Source organism: Mucilaginibacter lappiensis, from assembly GCF_900155965.1.
GTDB lineage: Bacteria > Bacteroidota > Bacteroidia > Sphingobacteriales > Sphingobacteriaceae > Mucilaginibacter > Mucilaginibacter lappiensis.
Window position 1 is genome coordinate 22,942 of the sequence record NZ_FTMG01000014.1, and the last position, 17,960, is coordinate 40,901.

Sequence of the window (17,960 nt, forward strand, 5' to 3'; positions counted from 1 at the left end):
TTAAATAGTATATGGCCGAAGTAGTTAAAATGCCTAAAATGAGCGATACCATGACCGAAGGGGTATTGGCGAAATGGCATAAGAAAGTTGGCGATAAGGTAAAATCCGGCGATGTATTGGCCGAGATTGAAACTGATAAAGCTACCATGGATTTTGAATCGTACCAGGACGGCACCCTTTTATACATAGGTGTTGAGGAAGGCAGCGCTGTTCCGGTTGATGCTGTTATTGCCGTTTTAGGTAAAGAAGGCGAAGATTACAAAGCTGTACTTGCTCAGGATGGTGGCGCTCAAAAGAAAGAAGAGAAACCTGCCGAAGCCACTGCCCCTGCAAAAGCCGAAGACAAACAGCCTGCACCAGTTGCTGCTGCTGCACCAAAGGTTGATCTGTCAAGCATACCAGCTACGGTAATACGCATGCCCGCCCTTAGCGATACCATGACCGAGGGTATTATTGAAAAATGGAACTTTAAAGTTGGTGACAAAGTAAAATCTGATGATTCACTGGCCGACGTAGCAACCGATAAGGCTACGATGGAAGTAGTGGGTTACGAAGCAGGTACACTTTTATATATAGGCCCTAAAGAAGGCGAAGCCGCACCGGTTAATGGCATTATTGCCATTGTTGGTAAAGAAGGCACCGATATTACACCTTTATTACAGGATGCCGCAAGCGCACCCGCTGCACCAGCAGAAGAGGCTGCTCCTGCCGCTAAAGCAGAAACAACTGCAACTGCTGATGATGCTCCAGCTTCATCAACCACTGATGACAGCCGCGTTAAAGCATCACCGCTTGCCCGTAAAATAGCAAAAGATAAAGGCATCAACCTGAATGATGTAAAAGGCAGTGCCGAAGGCGGCCGCATTATCAGGAAAGATGTGGAAGGATTTGTAGCTCCGGCTAAAACAGCCGCTGCCCCCGCAAGTACCGAAGCCGCCCCAGGCGCCCCGGCATCTGCAGCCCCGACTAAAGCACCGGTTACTATCCCAACCTTTATTGGCGAAGAGAAATTTACCGAGAAACCGGTTAGTCAGATGCGTAAGGTAATTGCTAAGCGCTTAAGCGAAAGCTTATTTACCGCTCCGCATTTCTATGTAACCATGAGCATTGATATGGATCAGGCTGTTGAGGCCCGTGCCAAGATCAACGAGGTTGCACCGGTTAAAATATCATTTAATGATTTTGTTGTGAAGGCTTGCGCCCTAGCATTAAAACAACACCCCAATATAAATTCATCATGGCTGGGCGATAAGATCCGCTATAATGAGCATGTTAACATTGGTGTTGCCGTAGCAGTTGACGAAGGTTTACTGGTACCGGTGATACGTTTTGCCGACGGAAAATCACTAAGCCACATATCAGTTGAAGTAAAAGACTTTGCGCAACGTGCAAAAGCAAAAAAACTGCAACCGTCTGATTGGGAAGGCTCAACCTTTACCATATCAAACTTAGGCATGTTTGGTGTTGATGAGTTCACAGCCATTATCAACTCACCTGATTCTTGTATTCTTGCAGTAAGTGGTATACAACAGGTTCCGGTTGTTAAAAACGGAGCTGTAGTACCAGGCAACGTGATGAAAGTTACCTTAAGCTGCGACCACCGTGTGGTTGATGGCGCAACAGGTGCCGCGTTCCTGCAAACCCTGAAATCATTACTGGAAGAACCGGTAAGACTATTAATATAATTCGGATTTCGGATTTATCATAAGAAAAAGCGGTGAAGCATAAACTTCATCGCTTTTTTGTTTTAAAAGCAGTCGGTGTCTATGTTTTCTACCCCGTCAGCAGAACAGCTTCGGGTGAAAGAGGGCAGAACATGGTGGCTTTGTGCGTTTGGAGGGGCATCGCAAGTTTTTGCTGAAGCGAAGAACCGAGCGAACAAAGTGGAGCAAAATAATTGTAGCCCGTGGTTCTGTCTGCTTTGCAGGGCAAAGGCTATGTGCGGCAAAGAAGCCTCTCTGCTGACAGCCTTTTTGGTTACTTTTGTGGCGACAAAAGTAACTGGCCCTCCCGCGGCCAAGAGCGGGTCTACACCAAGTCAAGCGGCCCTGTACAGCATAGAGATTATTAATATTTATGATTGTTTTTTTATAAGTATTAATGAGCTCCCTCCGGTCGGTTGTCTTCGTATTTCGCAATGACGCGTGTGCGTTGCCTTCTTTCAAACCCCCAGATGCTCTATAATGTTCTTAAGCTGTTGCGTATGCCTTTGCGCATGATAAACAGCCTGGTAGGCCCATTCCAGGCGGGTGAGGTAACCGATGGTAGGAAACTCCCAAAGCTCACAGGTATCGGTGAGGTCCTTTGTTTCTACCAGGTAAATCAAGCTATTATATGCCGTTCTGAGTTTTTTAATCAGGATATCCCTGTCATACAGTTTAGCTGCCGGCGCTATAGAAGGCGCCGATTTAAACTTCAGGTCAAAATTCAAAAACATGTCTTTTACATACTGTACATATTGATCGGGCACCCGGTTGGTATCCCGGATCGGCCCATTGAACAAGCTTATAGAGCTTGAAATCGACAATACCATGTGTTCTATCAGTTCGGCGGCTGTCCAGCTTCCCTCAAAAGGGATGCGGTTAACTTCACTTTGTTTAACGGCTTCAAATAAATTCAGTTGTGCCTGTGCTACAGATCCTATCAGGACCGGCAGGGGTTGTACCAAAGCATTTTTTTGTTGTTCCATGATTTTATGATGTTCTTTGATACCTCTAAGTTCGGTACATCAACTTAAACACGTAGGTGGCAATAAAGACAAATTCAGGGTGATTTACGACAATAATCCCTTCTAAAGTGGGTTTACATGGTTTACACTTTTTATGGTTAACATACACATAAACAATTGCAAATCAATTATTTATATTCTATTCCATCAAAAAAGTGTAAACCATGTTTTTGAGATAAAAAAGTGTCATTTTTAATTCCCTCCCCACGAGAGGAGCGCGATGGGCGGGTGTAATGGCAGGAGGGGTTTCTACGTGCGGATTAGCCTATTCGATAAGCCCCTTCCTCCCCTTCCCGCAATGTCATTAAGTTAAGCACATATAGCCTCACCTAAATCCTCCCCGGTAGGGAGGACTTTAAAGAATCGAAGCTAAGTCTCCCCGTCCGGGGGAGATTATTACATGAGGGCTTCGCCGTTTAGAGGGGGCTTTTGCGGAATTGCTTTTGCGTTTCCCCTTAACTTAATGACATTGGCCCTTCCCGAGGGAAGGAATCGCACAAGGCTTTGGCTTTTTTATCAGCTGTCATGCTGAGCCCGTCGAAGCATGGTGGGTAAGGCCTCTACGCTTTACCCTTCTTTCGGCTTGTTATTTATTTTACCCAGCAATCACGGTGGAATGGTAATAAATCCGTTAACCAATTGTCAAATAACCATCCTCCTTTTACACCTTTTGCTTTTATTGTATATTCACAAAAAATTTATGTTATGACGCTTTATAGCTTTCTTCAGCATCTTCATTCTGGTTTCAGGTACATTGTAGTTGTGCTTGTTATTGTGGCAGCCCTGTTGGCGCTTCTTGGTCTTACAGGTAAAAAACCTTATATCGATGGAAACCGCAAGCTTAACCTGTTTGCCATGATCTCGGTGCATACACAATTGCTTATTGGTATTGTGCTGTATTTTGTAAGCCCGCTGGTACAGTTTAGTAAAGACACCATGAAAAACCCGGCGACCCGCTATTTTACTGTAGAGCACTGGGTTATGATGGTTATTGCCATTGTGTTGATCACCATTGGCCACAGCAAATCAAAAAAAGCAGCTACTCCCGAAGAAAAGCACAAAGCTATTTTTGTGTTTTATATACTAGGCTTGATCATTATTTCAAGCGGTATCCTATTAATTCCACGAGGCTAATAGGATTTAGCAAATAAATAATTTCAGAAAAAATTTGACAATTCAAATTTCTTTCTAAATTTGTGACCACGATGATTAAAAGCACTCATAAAAACAGCTGGTGGCACCAATTAAGTTTGGCAGCCGGTTGCGTTTTTAGTCAGAGATAACTAATCAATTGTAAACCTAAATAGGAAACCCGGCGACCCCAATTCGCCGGGTTTTTTTGTTTAATACACTTTTTGAAAATAACATGAACAAATTTAAAATAACTACTACCCATAAAAAGCTACTTGCCGATACCACCACGCCGGTAAGCATTTATCTGCGTCTGCGCGATGTATTCCCGAATTCGCTGCTGCTGGAGAGCTCGGACTATCACAGCCGCGAAAACAGCTTAAGCTATATATGTTGCGAACCTATTGCCGGCCTGGTATTAAATAATGGCATCCTCAAAAAAACATATCCCGACGGCAGCCAGGAAACCCACGAAGCAGGCTCCTTTGATCTGATCGACCAGATTAACCAGTTTATAGCCAGTTTTGATACTGATGCCAATCCGGGTAAGATCATTTCAAACGGGTTATTTGGTTATTTTACCCATGAGGCGGTGGAGCACTTTGAAACCATCAAGCTCAAAAAAAGCAGCGATACCGCCAGGCAGATCCCGGTGATGCAGTATCATGTTTACCGCTACATCATCGCTATTGACCATTTTAAAAACGAACTCTATATTTTCCATAACCAGGCAGAAAACGGTCCTACCAACGGCGGTATCGAAAAACTGGAATACCTCATCAAAAACAAAAACTTCCCCGAGTATAGCTTTAAGAGCAAGGATGCCGAGCAATCAAACCTCACCAACGAAGAGTTTATTGCCATTGTTGAAAAAATGAAGCAGCATATTTACCGGGGTGATGTGTTCCAGATAGTACCTTCAAGGGCATTTTCACGTACCTTTCAGGGTGATGAATTTAATGTATACCGCGCCCTGCGGTCTATCAACCCATCGCCATACCTGTTTTATTTTGACTTTGGCGATTTCCGCATTTTTGGTTCATCGCCCGAGGCGCAGATCACCATCAAGAATAACGTAGCTAGCATATTCCCTATCGCCGGCACCTTTAAACGCAGCGGCGATGATATAAAAGACGCCGAAATAGCCCGTAACCTCGAGAACGATCCCAAGGAATCGGCCGAGCATGTAATGCTGGTCGACCTGGCCCGCAACGATTTGAGCCGACATTGCGAACAGGTACATGTTAAGGCTTTTAAAGAGGTCCAATACTATTCACACCTCATACACCTGGTATCGCATGTAAGCGGCAAATTACTGCCGGGCGTATCATCCTTTAAAATTGTAGGCGACACCTACCCTGCGGGCACGCTGAGCGGCGCGCCAAAATACCGGGCCATGGAAATTATCGACGAAAATGAGAAAGCCAAACGCAGTTTTTACAGCGGAGCCATTGGTTACCTGGGTTTCAACGGCGATTTTAACCATGCCATCATGATCCGCTCGTTCCTCAGCAAAAATAACACGCTGCATTACCAGGCCGGTGCGGGCATTGTAGCCGGTTCCATAGCCGAAAGTGAACTCAGGGAAGTGGATACCAAAATATCGGCGCTCAGAAGAGCTGTAGAACTGGCGGAGGAACTTTGAACGGTTGCGGGATGCCGGTTGCCGGAGCTTGCATGAATAAGCAACGCAGTGAGCATTCCGTTGTTAGAATTTAGAAATTAGGATTTAGAACTTCCTTTTAAGGATTAAAAAATGAGCAAGATATTAATAATTGACAATTACGATTCCTTTACCTATAACCTGGTGCATTTGGTTAATGAGCTTGGCCTGCAATGCGAAGTTTGGAGGAACGATAAATTTGCCCTGAGCGATGTGGACGCTTTTGACAAGATCATCCTGTCGCCGGGACCTGGTATACCCTCAGAAGCAGGCTTGTTACTGGAGGTAATCGAAAAATACGCCCCTACCAAAAGCATATTTGGCGTGTGCCTGGGGCAACAAGCCATTGCCGAAGTATTTGGCGGCAGTTTGTACAACCTGAGTCAGCCGATGCACGGGGTAGCCACTCCCATCAAGGTAACCAACCCACAAGAGGAGCTTTTTAAGGGCCTTCCAGACAGCTTTAAGGTTGGTCGTTATCATTCATGGGTAGTGAGCAACAAAGATCTGCCAGAGACGCTGCAAATAACTGCTATTGACGAGGAGGATAACTCCATCATGGCCCTGGCTCATCGTGAATATGATGTACGGGGGGTACAATTCCATCCGGAATCTATACTTACCGAGTACGGCAAAGAAATGATGTACAACTGGTTGAGTTAATACAAGCGCAAAAATGATAACTTTGCGTTAACACAAATCCATGCGTCATTGCGAGGCACGAAAGCCCCACCCAACCCTCCCCGGAAGGGAGGGCCCTAAAATATTTTCCAAAGTCTCCCCTTCCGGGGGAGATTTAGAGGGGGCTTTCGTGCCTCGCAATGACGATTTTTAGTTTTTGACCTCATGAACATACTTGATAAAATAGTTGCCCATAAAAAAAAGGAAGTAGCATCTGCAAAAAAACGCGTTTCCTATGTTGAACTGGAAGAGTCGGAATATTTTCATCGCGAAACCTATTCCTTCAAAGAGTTTTTACTGGATCCGGAACGCAGTGGCATTATTGCCGAATTTAAGCGCAAATCGCCCTCCAAAGGCATTATTAATGATAAGGTAAGGGTCAGCGCCGTTACCAATGGCTATGCCGGCGCGGGTGCCTCCGCCCTGTCGGTTTTAACCGATCGCAACTTTTTTATGGGTCGTAAGGCCGACCTGGTAAAAGCCCGATCAGTCAATAATATCCCTATCCTGCGTAAGGATTTTATGATAGACGAGTACCAGGTGATTGAAGCCAAAGCATTAGGTGCCGACATTATTTTGCTGATAGCCGCCATACTTACCCCTGCCGAAATTGATACCATGGCCACACTGGCTAAAAGCATAGGCCTGAATGTGCTGCTGGAAGTACATAACCTGGAAGAGCTGGAACGCAGCATCCACCCTAAACTGGATGCTATTGGCGTAAATAACCGCAACCTGGCTGATTTTACCGTATCTGTAGAAACCTCATATGAACTGGCCAAACATATCCCGGCAGAGTTTATGAAAATATCTGAGAGCGCCATCAGCGATCCGGAAACTATCCGCCATTTGAAACTGGCGGGCTTCAATGGGTTCCTGATCGGTGAAACTTTTATGAAACAAGCCGACCCCGCGCAGGCCATGCGCGATTTTGTAGCCCAGTTATAAACAGGCCCGGAAAAACTTTTTAAACCTTAAATTTTAACAAATTCTGGCTCAAAAACAGGGTAAAATGGGTCGAAAACCACCTCAGAAACCTTCATTTTAACACTTTTTAACAAACTTCAACACGATTTTGAAGCCTTTTGAAAGCTTTAAAAAGTATTAATTTATTGATTATCAAATAACAGCGTACCAAACGATCCGTTTGTGCCCTTGTTTCTTTAACCAAAGAGCCCGGTTTTCTGAGTAGAAAGCCGGGCTCTTTGATGTATATAAATATACGAAAAATTGAGAGCTCGTACAAGCATATTCTTCAATATGTCATTGAGCGTAGCGTGGCAATCGCATGCTATACAGAGCGAAGCTCCGCTGCCGCGGGCTTTCAGCCCGTGGTGATCATGGCTTCAGCTTTCAGCCAAAACTAAAGCTGGAAGCTTTAACCATGCCACCCACGAGATACGCTGCACTAATCTCGTGGGAGCACAATACATAGTTCAATAATAGATCCTTCGTTCCTCAGGATGAGAAATCATAGTAAATCACCCTCTTCCCATCAATCCTCACCTGTCGGTTTTGTTCTATTTTCCCATTCCATGGGCATTTAATTTTGATAAAAAATAAAGATCATGAACAATCAGGAAAACACTAAAAAACAAATATTGGTACTTGGTGGTACCGGAAAAACCGGTAGTCGTATTGTTAGTAAGCTACAGCAAATGAACTGGCCCGTACGTATCGGCAGCCGTAACGCAGCCATCCCTTTTGACTGGAACGATCAGAACACCTGGGCTGCCGTGCTACAGGGCATCGATTCCGTTTATATCGCTTACCAGCCCGACCTGGCCGTTCCTGGAGCTACGGATACTATCCGCAACCTGACTCAATTGGCCGTTAAAAGTGGGGTTACCTACCTGGTACTGCTATCGGGCCGAGGCGAAGAAGAAGCACAGGCCTGCGAAAAGATCGTGATGGATGCCGGTGCCGACTGGACCATTTTACGCGCCAGCTGGTTTTGCCAGAATTTTAGCGAAGGCTATCTACTGGATCCTATCCTGGCCGGATATGTGTCCCTGCCCGTAGGCAAGGTACCCGAACCTTTTATTGATGTGGATGATATTGCCGATGTAGCCGTGGCAGCTTTGACCACTGACGGGCATGCCGGGCAATTATATGAACTAACAGGTCCCCGCTTGTTGACCTTCCGCGATGCCGTACAGGAAATAGCGGCCGCGCTTAAACAGCCTGTTCAATATCAACAAATTTCGATGGATGATTATAAGGCTATGATGCGGGAGTACCAGATCCCTGATGATTATATGTGGCTCATCAGTTACCTGTTCACCGAGGTGCTGGATGGCCGAAATGCCAGCCTGGCAGATGGCGTGCAGCGTGCATTGGGCCGCAAACCCACCGATTTTTCTGAATATATCCGGAAGGCTATAGCTGCAGGGATGTGGCAGGTTACGGCATAATTCAAACAAAATAAAAAGTGTGTCATTTCGACGAGGAACAAGGAGAAATCTTCTGAGACATGCAATTGAAGCCTTGCTTTACGCAGAAGATTTCTCCTCACTCCACCGTTTTGCCCATCGCTGTTTGTCAAAATGACACACTTTTTTTAAGTTGTGCTCGGTTCTATTTTTTCACCGGGTAAAGCGATTCGATAGCTACTACATCGCTCACCGTAAACGGACGGTCGGTGCCATCGCTGCAGGCTAGCATCCATGATCCGGGTTCGCCGCCTATAGGGGTGCCCGGTATATAAAAAGCAAGGCCGCCTTCGTCAACAGGTAATTTAAAGAAAGCCTGTAATATCCCTATCCACGAAGAAGTATCATAACCGCAGCTATAGGCCCTGTTTTGAAAATCGGTATGCCTGAAACCTATAGCATGTCCTATTTCGTGCGCAATAACGGTGGTGAGCTCGCCCTTATCCTGAAAATTTTTAGTATACCGGGAACTATTCAATGCAATAGGCGTTGCCGGTCTGCCGTCGGCCCCCGGAAACCCTGATGATTGGCCCAGAATGTTAGGATCGCCAAACTGTTGCCCCTGGATCAATATATCCTCCTTATCGGTTGAAGCCGAATCCAATAACGTAAAAGTAAGCGTTAAACCCAAGTCATTATACCGTTTGATGGCATTCTTAGCTGCCGTGGTAAATACCTGCAGCGATTCACCCGCGCTCACCTTCACCTTGATGGCATTAGTTAACCCCGTAACAATAAACAGGGTGCGATATTGTTCTGTTACGGGCTTTTTGAATATTACCTCGTTCACATGCTGGCTCTGAAAATCCAGATCGGCCTGTTTCAATAAAATATCCCCTTCCACAATAAAGCCCCCGTTAACCCTCACGGCGTTAACCGGCGAAAATCCGGCTTTAGCAATACTTAATTGCTCGTCCTGGGTAAGTGCTTTGCTTGCAACCTGCGGCCCGGCCGGGGTACTATTCTTTTTACAGCCAGCTGCTGCCATGATGGCTAATAAAGCCGCCAGAATAATTGTTTTTTGATGTAGTAATGATTTGTTTTTCATTTTTAGTCGGTAAATAATAATTCGTTATAATAAATAGACAATTACTTATAGAGCAATAAACATAACAATTTTTATTACACAACTTTAAAAATGCACAACTTGAATAAATATTAATAACCAATAGTTAATAAAAAAACATAAGATTAATCCCCTCTTGAGAGAGGGCGCGTGAGATTGTGTAGAAGCAGGGGTGTGTTTCATGAAGCGGAGAACACACCCCTCCTCCCTCTAAAGAGGGGAATCACACCGCCTCTTGTTATAACTATGTTTACCCTCGCTCATAATGTTAGATTACTCTAAAAGAATAAATTCCGAAGGCTTAAACTATCTTCGCGATTTATCATCCTAATGATATAATGGATGCCCTATTAATATCCATTTTTATATACCCCAAAATCCTGCACCATGAAACTCAAATCACTTTTTTTATTACTTATTTTATTAGGTCCCGCCCCATTTTGCAAAGCCCAGATCTTTAGCGGTGGCCAGCAATTGAGCACAAAACCTATCGATGTTACTAACGAACAGATCATGCTGTTCCTTTTTCTCAACGGCAATATCCCGGTTGATAATAATTTAAACGGCAAAGCACTTTACCGCGATCAGTTTGATGGTTTTGATAATACCGGCAAATTAAAATCTATCGGCAACACCACTTTTACCTATTACGACCGCTTTAGCTGGGAGGAGAATTTCGGTAAGATCAAATCCATCGGCCAAATACAGTTTACCTATTACGATCGCTTTGACATGGACAATATAGGCAAGCTTAAAACCGTAGGCGGCATCCAGATATCCTGGTACGACAGGTTTGACCGTACTGAGCTTTTGGGTAAGCTTAAATCAGTGGGAGATATGCCAGTAACCTACTATGATGCATTGGATGGCCGGGAAAATACTGGCCGGATAAGGTCCATTGGTAATACGGTATTTACTTATTACGGCAGATTTAATAATGATTATATAGGCAAGCTTAAATCCATCGGCAGCAATTTGATCACTTATTATTACAATGGTACTGATAGCAATGCTATATACAGTAAATTAAGATCAATCGGTGGTGCGAGGATCATCTATTTTGATGAGTATGACCCCGACGAAAGCCAGGGCAAGATCAAGGCTATTACCGGTTCTTTTACTGGCCCTGAGAGTCAGTTTTAAAACGCAGATTCATAGCGGCAATGGCCACAATAATGAGCGCTACACCCGCCCATTGTATGGGCATTACTATTTCGTTGAGAATGAAGTGCGCAAATAAGATGGATACGGGTATCTCTACCGAAGATACGATGCTGCCCAGGCCGATACCCGTTTTAGGCAAACCTTTGGTAAACAGCAGGGGCGGCAATATGGTACCAAACAGGGCCAGGAAAGCACCCCATTTCCAGATCACCGACAAATTAAAGTGCCGGATAAGCTCCACGTTCCAGAAAATAACGATGGCTAATAATCCACCCAAAACCAGGTACATACTCCGTTTTACACCGGGTAAATGCAGGGCAACTTTGTTTGACGAATACATAGCCACCGTATAGCTCACAGCCGATAAAAGACCGAACATTAAGCCGCGAACGTTAAAGGCTACCCGGGCATCAAAAATATTGGTGGCCAGTAAGGTACCAGCTATCACGATGAGTGCGGCGATGATCTTTTTGGCTTCGGGCACCTGCCGGGTAAGCACCCACTCCAGGATGATGCCCATCCAAACGGTTTGCATCAATAAAATAATACAGACAGATACCGGCAGGTATTGAACAGACAAGTAATAAAAAGTACTGGTAAGCCCAAGGGAAGTGCCGGCCAGCAACATTTTTAGCTGTGGATTTTTATCGCCGGCAGGTGCTACTGTCTTTTGCTTTTTGCCAAACAAGCCCATGATGAGCAAAACCACAAAGCCGATAAAAAATTGCGAAAAGGTGATCTCGCCGGTATGATAACCCTGGTCGTGAGCAATTTTTACAAAAGTGGCCAATACTCCATAACTTGCTGCTCCCAGCGCCACCAACAGTATCCCTCTTATCTTTTCCATAGTATGTTATCGTGGCGCAAAGGTCAGCCAAAGTCGCCACAAAAAACGTTTACAAATGTTGATATTTTGGGAATATTGCTTTTTAATGAAATGGGCAACTATTCTATGGGCTTGCTTTTGAAGCTGATGGAAAATTATACGCGCGTCATTGCGAGGCACTGTTGGAGTTGAGCTTGAATCGGTGAACTCAATAAAAAAAGCCTTCGGCATTTATACCAAAGACTTACTTTACGAAGACCAAAACAATTGGTTGCGATTTATTTAAACAGGGGTTTCTTTTCGTTTATCAGTTCCCTTTTTTAAGGCTTCGGTGGATGAGCAGATCCAGGCTGAATTTTCCGCCGCCGCTGATGATGAGGCCCGTAGCTACGCCTATCAACAGCAGGTGGTATTCAAAGCCTTCGCCTTTTTGATTGCCAAACCAGTTCATAAAAAACCCATTGGGAAGGTGCACATTTACAATCATGCCCAGAAAAAGAAGTACAAAAGCTATGGCGAACAGGCGTGTACCCAGGCCCAGCAAAATGAATATGGTGCCGAAGAACAAAAGAAAAATAACCAGGAAGGCTACTATCCACGGAAGTCCGGTGCTGGTAAAATAACCCATAGAACCCTGGAAACCATGCCCGCCAAATGAACCTAACAACAGTTGTGCACCGTGCGGCCAAAGTACAATAGCCAGGGTGAGTCTTAAAACCACTGAAGTAATATTTATTTCGGTTGCTAACGTTTGCTGCAATAATGCTTTCATATCTTTAATTTTTATGAATGCAAATTTACCTGTGCAATCGGCAACGTCCAATGAACTATATTAAGTAAGCATCTTAACTTAGTTTAAGATTTTTTGGCGGCTATACGGGTTTTCACCTTACTCAAAAACTCGGGCGTAATACCCAGGTAGGAGGCGATAAGGTATTGAGGTACCCGGTTTTCCAGGGCCGGATATTTTTTTATAAAACGCAGGTAGCGCTCATCGGCCGTTGTGCTCAGTACATTTAAAATACGTTCGTTTTGGGAGATGATGGCATTCTGATATAAAATCCTGAAGTAAATATTCAGCGCTGGTATTTTTGTAAACAGCTCTTCCCTGCCTTCCTTCCGGAGTTTTATTACTTCGCCCTCTTCCATGGCTTCTACATGATACTTGGAGGGCGCACCGGTAAAAAAACTTTGCAGATCGGTCATCCACCAGCCTTCTATCGCAAAGGCAGTGGTATGTTCAACACCGTTCTCGTCTAAAAAATAGTGTCGCAAACAACCCTTCGTAACAAAAAATTCGGCGTTGGCCGGGTATGGAGGTTCCACAAGCAACTGGCTTTTACGGGTTTTCCTCACTTCAAGGCAGGTGGATAATAAAGCTATATCATCATCAGATAAAGTGATGTGCTCCCGCATCTTTTCAACAATAACATCAAACATATGGTGAACCATGTATAGGTTTTGTAAAGGTAATTAAAGGATCAAGGATTTTGGGAACAAGGATTGTTTATTGAAGTAAGGATTTGGAGAGCAAGGAATAAGGATTTGAAAAGTTAGGGGCTATTTTATTCTTTGTTCCTCTTGTCCTTGCTCTCCAAATCCTTGCTCTTCTCCCCCTTCTTCCCTAATCTGTATCAGTATTACCCGGTTCTGTATAAATTATCCCGCAAGGGCCCAAATACCTTTGTACTATAAATTAATTCAAAAAACGAAAACAATGTCAAAGACAATTTTTATAACCGGAGCTTCCCGTGGATTTGGAAAACTTTGGGCCGAAGCATTTTTAAAACGTGGTGATAAAGTAGTAGCCACCGCACGTAACCTGGATACCCTTGCCGACCTGGTAAGCACTTATGGCGATGCCATATTGCCTATACAGCTTGATGTGAACGACCGCAAAGCCGACTTTGCCGCTGTTGAGCAGGCTAAACAACATTTCGGCACCATCGACGTGTTGATTAACAATGCCGGTTACGGCCTGTTTGGCACCATTGAAGAAACCAATGAACAAGAGGCCCGCGAGCAGATAGAAACCAACGTGTTTGGTTTGTTATGGCTTACCCAAGCCGTATTACCGGTAATGCGTGCACAAGGTCATGGTCATATTATACAAGTATCAAGCGTGTTGGGCCTGGCTACTTTGCCTGTTTTAGGCTTATACAATGCCTCTAAATTCGCGGTAGAAGGTCTGAGCGAAACCTTGGCTACCGAGGTTGCCGGTTTTGGCATCAAAGTGTCTTTAATTGAGCCAAACGGCTTTGCGACCGACTGGGCAGGTGCCTCGGCTACTCATACCCAGGTTTTACCAGAATATGAGGGAGTAAGAGCGGCCTTCCAGGCAGGAATGACAAACACCGATGCATTTGGTGTACCCGAAGCAACATCAGAAGCCGTGTTGAAGCTGGTTGATAGTGCTAACCCGCCGTTGCGCCTGTTCCTGGGTAAAGTAGCTTTACCATGGGTAAAACAAGTTTATGAACAACGCTTGGCATCATGGGAAGAATGGCAGCCTGTAGCAGCCGCCGCACACGGCAAATAAGCCCTGTTAATTTTACTTTAACTAAACTAAATAACCCGGCATAATTCATACTTTTAATAGTGTGAATTATGCTTTAATTATTGCCCATCATGAAACATTATAAAAGCCTGGCCCAATTGAGCTTCGACAATGGCTTTCCGCCACCAGAAAACCCGCTGCTTAACCTGATACATTGTGATAAAAACTGCCATATTGTGGAGCAGGAATTTACCAGCGATTTTTATTTGATCGGGTTTAAAAAGCTAATATCGGGTATGTTTTTATATGGCCGTACCACATACGATCATGAGAATGGCTCTATGTCTTTTGTAAAACCACGACAGATCATTGAGTTTAAGAACATGAAGTTTGAGGAAAACGGTTTCCTGATCTTGATTCACGAAGATTTTCTGAACGGGCACCCCTTGTATAACGAGATCAAAAAGTATGGTTATTTTGAATACGAAACCAATGAGGCCCTGCATCTTTCGCCTAAGGAGGAACAGATCATCTGGGGTTTGTTCAATGAAATTGAAACCGAATACAACAACAACCCAGATGAGTACAGCCGCGACATTATCCTGGGCCACATAGAATCTATACTGAAATACTCACAGCGTTTTTATAAAAGGCAGTTCATCAACCGAATCACCGTAGCCGGCAAAATGGCTTCGCGCTTCAATGACGCGCTTTCGGTATATTTTGAAAAAGGTTATTTGCTGGAGAAAGGTTTGCCTACTGTTAAATCAATGGCTGCCGAACTTAATCTGTCGCCAAGCTACCTAAGCGATCTGTTGAAACAGGAAACCGGCAAAACGGCTATGGAACTGATACACATCTACCTTATATCCGAAGCGAAAAACCTGCTCAAAGGATCGGACCATAACATTGCCGAAACCGCTTATACCCTGGGCTTTGATAATCTTCCTTATTTTTCGCGTTTGTTTAAAAAAGAGGTGGGCATCAGTCCTGTTCAATTCAGGAAACAGATCCTGAATTAATCTGCAGGCTGGTCACGCAGTAAACGCTCCTGCGTAATGATTTTTCATGAAAACATGAGATAAGTTTTTTATTTTCACTCATGAATAAAATCATTTTCTGCTTTCTGCTACTTTTTTGTTCAAGCCTATCCATATCATTTGCGCAAACCAGTCAAGATAGCGTTATATATATTGTTGATGGCAGCCCGATTATTGAAACTCCCAGCGATGATGATCAAATGCTCAATAGTGATGTTGATAAATTGGAGGTGGTTACCGATATATCAAAAATAAAAACAGCCGGTTATGCCGGTAAAGCAAACAAGATCATTTATATCACTACAAAAGCATATCTCACCCGTACACCCCAGGAAAAACTTATTGTATCAACCAAAGCAATGGTCAGAAAAAATGGGGCGTGGTACTTAAAAGATGCCGCTACACCATATACAGGCCCCTTTATTGATTATTTTATGAATGGCCGTAAACAGGGCGAGGGCATCCTGAAGGATGGCTTTGTTGAAGGGATCAGAACGGTTTATTACCCCAATGGCAACAAGCGGTATTCTTACACCTACACGAGGGGACTGGAAAATGGCGACTCGGAGGAGTATTTTTTAAATGGCAAGCTCAAGCAAAAAGGAACCTTTGCCAATGAAAAAGAAATTGGCCTGTGGCAGGATTTTTATTCTACTGGAAAACTAAAAAGACAATCAACATTTGTAAATAACAAACAGGAGGTACCCAAAGAGGATACGAAGTTTTATGCCCTTTTGGATAAAGCTTTAGCCTTAATGAAAGATGAGGATTATACTGCCGCGATTAAAAAGCTGGATGATGCGGCAAAAATAAATCCGGGTTATTCCGATCTCTATTTTTACCGCGGGACAGCGAAATTAGACAACTTTGATTTTGATAACTCCATAGCTGATCTGGATAAGGCCATTGAAATTGAGCCCTTATATATGGAAGCTATCAGTAACCGGGCTTTCGCCAGGTTGAGGAAATATGAATTTAAAGACAGCCGGACATTGAGAAAAACAAAAGAAGTAACCATCCTTGCTGCTAAAGACAAGGTACCCATACCTAAGGAAGATCAGGATAAAATTTGTGCCGACCTGAACCTGGGTTATCAATTAGGCGACCATAAATCCATGATAACCGATGCCATCAGCAGGTATTGCAAATAGCCTTTAAAACCTGGCGTTCAAGCACTGGGACTTAACCTAACATGTTCATGGTCAGCCTGATAATATCGTTAAAAACAGCTTTCTCACTGGTTGATTTCGCAGTTACCTGCATCCCCTTTACTGTGTTGGAGATGGAGCGGGCAAGCGCCCGTGCATCCTGCGTATAAGCAATTTCTTTATCGTCCTGGCCTTTTTTAATAACCTGGTAAAACATATCTTCCACCTGCTGGTCGTTCTGGCAAACCATTTCCTTCACCAAGGGATCATGGGGGGCAACTTCCACTTCTGCATTCACCATGAAACAGCCTTTGCGGTTACTATCGCCTAATAGCTCATCGGTAATAAACTCCAATATCTGTTTGATGGTTTCTTTGGCAGGCTGATTACGACTAATGATGTGGGTTATTTTAGTGGAAGCTGTACATCGATAGCATTCCAGCGCTTTGATAAACAGGTTATACTTGTCGCCATAGGTATCATACAAGCTTGAACGGCTGATGCCCAGCCCGTCTACAAGGTCCTGCATAGACGTACCATTGTACCCCTTTAACCAAAAAAGGTCCACTGCCTTGTTCAGCACCTCATTTTCATCAAACTCTTTAGTCCTTGCCATAACTGCAAATAGCTTTGCCTAATAATTAAGCAAAGCTATTAATTGAACGTCAGGAAACAAGAGACAAGAATCAAGAAAAAACCTGCTTTACCTTTAAAATAGATCATCGGGAAATGAATTCCTGGTTTTTGACTCTTGTACCCTGGCTCTAATCTTTACCGTACACCGCCGCCAGCCAGCAGGGTTTCGCCGGTTAACCAGCGAGACTCTTCTGAAGCCAGGAATACGGCTACCAGCGCAATATCTTCTGGCTGCCCGATACGGCCCAGTGGTGCGGTACGCTCGGTTTCGGCCTGAAAATCGCTGCCGATGAAGCCTGCGGTGTGCGTACCTTCAGTTTCTACCATACCGGGGTTGATAGAGTTAACACGGATTTTTTTAGGGCCCAGCTCTTTTGACAATACATGGGTAATGGCATCAACCGCACCTTTGGTAGCTGTATAAATAGAGCTGCCAACAGGGGCGATATTACTCACTACCGAACCGATATTGATGATGCTGCCACCATCGGCATTAAAGCTTTTCAATGCGCCTTGTGTGGTAAGTAATAAGCCCAGCACATTAGTATCAAACTGATTGTGAAAATCTTCGGCGCTAATTTCTTCAATAGCGCCAAATTTATAAACCCCGGCATTGTTCACCAGGATATCAACCGCGCCAAAAGCTTTGGTGGTTTCTTCAAACAAACGACTGATATCTGCGGCTTTTGAAACATCGCCCTGAACGGCTATAGCTTTGCCGCCATTACTCACAATTTCTTCTACCACCTTATCAGCACCGGCTTTTGCCGAAGCATAATTCACTACTACCGAAGCCCCTGCTGCTGCCAGGCTTTTAGCTATGCCTGCACCAATACCTTTTGATGCTCCGGTGATAACCGCTACTTTATTTTCTAATTTTTTCATTTTTGGAATGATTAATTTTCTTATTTGGAATAATCGTTCCGCAAATATATACCATAACGGAAC

17 protein-coding genes are annotated in these 17,960 nt (G+C 44.1%); 10 read left to right on the plus strand and 7 right to left on the minus strand.

Going from position 1 to position 17,960, the window contains the following annotated elements; genetic code table 11:
• Positions 1–11 precede the first annotated feature (11 nt).
• Positions 12–1,685 (plus strand): pyruvate dehydrogenase complex dihydrolipoamide acetyltransferase, encoded by a 1,674-nt coding sequence (locus tag BW976_RS21740; protein WP_076376460.1) that lies wholly within the window; start codon positions 12–14, stop codon positions 1,683–1,685.
• Positions 1,686–2,161: 476 nt separating this feature from the next.
• Here BW976_RS21740 and BW976_RS21750 read toward each other — a convergent pair whose 3' ends face one another.
• Complete coding sequence (locus BW976_RS21750) at positions 2,162–2,689, minus strand: DinB family protein (RefSeq protein ID WP_076376464.1); 528 nt, start codon at positions 2,687–2,689, stop codon at positions 2,162–2,164.
• Positions 2,690–3,433: 744 nt separating this feature from the next.
• On the opposite strand from BW976_RS21750, the gene BW976_RS21755 reads away from it, so the two are divergent.
• From BW976_RS21755 to BW976_RS21775, 5 genes are all read left to right on the plus strand, one after another.
• Entirely contained in the window at positions 3,434–3,862 is a 429-nt protein-coding gene (locus BW976_RS21755) for a cytochrome B (RefSeq protein ID WP_076376466.1), read from the plus strand.
• Positions 3,863–4,094: 232 nt separating this feature from the next.
• Positions 4,095–5,504 carry an anthranilate synthase component I family protein gene (locus BW976_RS21760; RefSeq protein WP_076376468.1) on the plus strand — a complete coding sequence of 470 codons (1,410 nt, stop codon included), beginning with the start codon at positions 4,095–4,097 and terminating at the stop codon, positions 5,502–5,504.
• Between the two features lie 111 nt (positions 5,505–5,615).
• Positions 5,616–6,185: an anthranilate synthase component II gene (locus tag BW976_RS21765; protein ID WP_076376470.1), complete on the plus strand. Its 570-nt coding sequence runs from the start codon at positions 5,616–5,618 to the stop codon at positions 6,183–6,185.
• A gap of 183 nt (positions 6,186–6,368) precedes the next feature.
• Positions 6,369–7,151: an indole-3-glycerol phosphate synthase TrpC gene (trpC, locus tag BW976_RS21770; RefSeq protein ID WP_076376472.1), complete on the plus strand. Its 783-nt coding sequence runs from the start codon at positions 6,369–6,371 to the stop codon at positions 7,149–7,151.
• 620 nt (positions 7,152–7,771) lie between these two features.
• Entirely contained in the window at positions 7,772–8,617 is an 846-nt protein-coding gene (locus BW976_RS21775; protein WP_076376474.1) for an NAD(P)H-binding protein, read from the plus strand.
• A 163-nt stretch (positions 8,618–8,780) separates the two neighbouring features.
• On the opposite strand, the gene BW976_RS21780 is transcribed toward BW976_RS21775, so the two are convergent.
• Positions 8,781–9,683, minus strand: coding sequence for a M57 family metalloprotease (locus BW976_RS21780; RefSeq protein WP_076376476.1), 903 nt, complete (start codon positions 9,681–9,683; stop codon positions 8,781–8,783).
• 405 nt (positions 9,684–10,088) lie between these two features.
• On the opposite strand from BW976_RS21780, the gene BW976_RS21785 reads away from it, so the two are divergent.
• Complete coding sequence (locus BW976_RS21785; protein ID WP_076376478.1) at positions 10,089–10,844, plus strand: hypothetical protein; 756 nt, start codon at positions 10,089–10,091, stop codon at positions 10,842–10,844.
• Here BW976_RS21785 and BW976_RS21790 read toward each other — a convergent pair.
• From BW976_RS21790 to BW976_RS21800, 3 genes are all read right to left on the minus strand, one after another.
• Positions 10,819–11,712 (minus strand): DMT family transporter, encoded by an 894-nt coding sequence (locus BW976_RS21790; RefSeq protein WP_076376480.1) that lies wholly within the window; start codon positions 11,710–11,712, stop codon positions 10,819–10,821. The two genes, BW976_RS21785 and BW976_RS21790, sit on opposite strands and share 26 nt — an antisense overlap.
• 286 nt (positions 11,713–11,998) lie before the next feature.
• Positions 11,999–12,463: a DoxX family protein gene (locus tag BW976_RS21795; RefSeq protein ID WP_076376482.1), complete on the minus strand. Its 465-nt coding sequence runs from the start codon at positions 12,461–12,463 to the stop codon at positions 11,999–12,001.
• 83 nt (positions 12,464–12,546) lie between these two features.
• A complete protein-coding gene (locus BW976_RS21800; protein WP_084192301.1) occupies positions 12,547–13,143 on the minus strand; it encodes a Crp/Fnr family transcriptional regulator in 597 nt (198 codons plus the stop codon).
• Between the two features lie 265 nt (positions 13,144–13,408).
• On the opposite strand from BW976_RS21800, the gene BW976_RS21805 reads away from it, so the two are divergent.
• The 3 genes from BW976_RS21805 (at position 13,409) to BW976_RS21815 (ending at position 16,379) form a co-directional block, all read left to right on the plus strand.
• The gene (locus BW976_RS21805) at positions 13,409–14,230 is read left to right on the plus strand and encodes an SDR family oxidoreductase (RefSeq protein ID WP_076376486.1); all 822 of its coding nucleotides are present in this window, start codon (positions 13,409–13,411) and stop codon (positions 14,228–14,230) included.
• 89 nt (positions 14,231–14,319) lie between these two features.
• Complete coding sequence (locus BW976_RS21810) at positions 14,320–15,210, plus strand: helix-turn-helix domain-containing protein (RefSeq protein WP_076376488.1); 891 nt, start codon at positions 14,320–14,322, stop codon at positions 15,208–15,210.
• An 80-nt stretch (positions 15,211–15,290) separates the two neighbouring features.
• Positions 15,291–16,379, plus strand: a complete 1,089-nt coding sequence (locus BW976_RS21815) for a hypothetical protein (protein WP_076376490.1) — start codon at positions 15,291–15,293, stop codon at positions 16,377–16,379.
• A 31-nt stretch (positions 16,380–16,410) separates the two neighbouring features.
• Here the strand turns inward: BW976_RS21815 and BW976_RS21820 are convergent, their stop codons facing one another.
• Positions 16,411–16,992 (minus strand): TetR/AcrR family transcriptional regulator, encoded by a 582-nt coding sequence (locus tag BW976_RS21820; RefSeq protein WP_076376492.1) that lies wholly within the window; start codon positions 16,990–16,992, stop codon positions 16,411–16,413.
• A gap of 155 nt (positions 16,993–17,147) precedes the next feature.
• On the minus strand, positions 17,148–17,897 hold the full coding sequence (locus BW976_RS21825) for an SDR family NAD(P)-dependent oxidoreductase (protein ID WP_076376494.1): 750 nt from the start codon (positions 17,895–17,897) through the stop codon (positions 17,148–17,150).
• Positions 17,898–17,960: the final 63 nt, after the last annotated feature.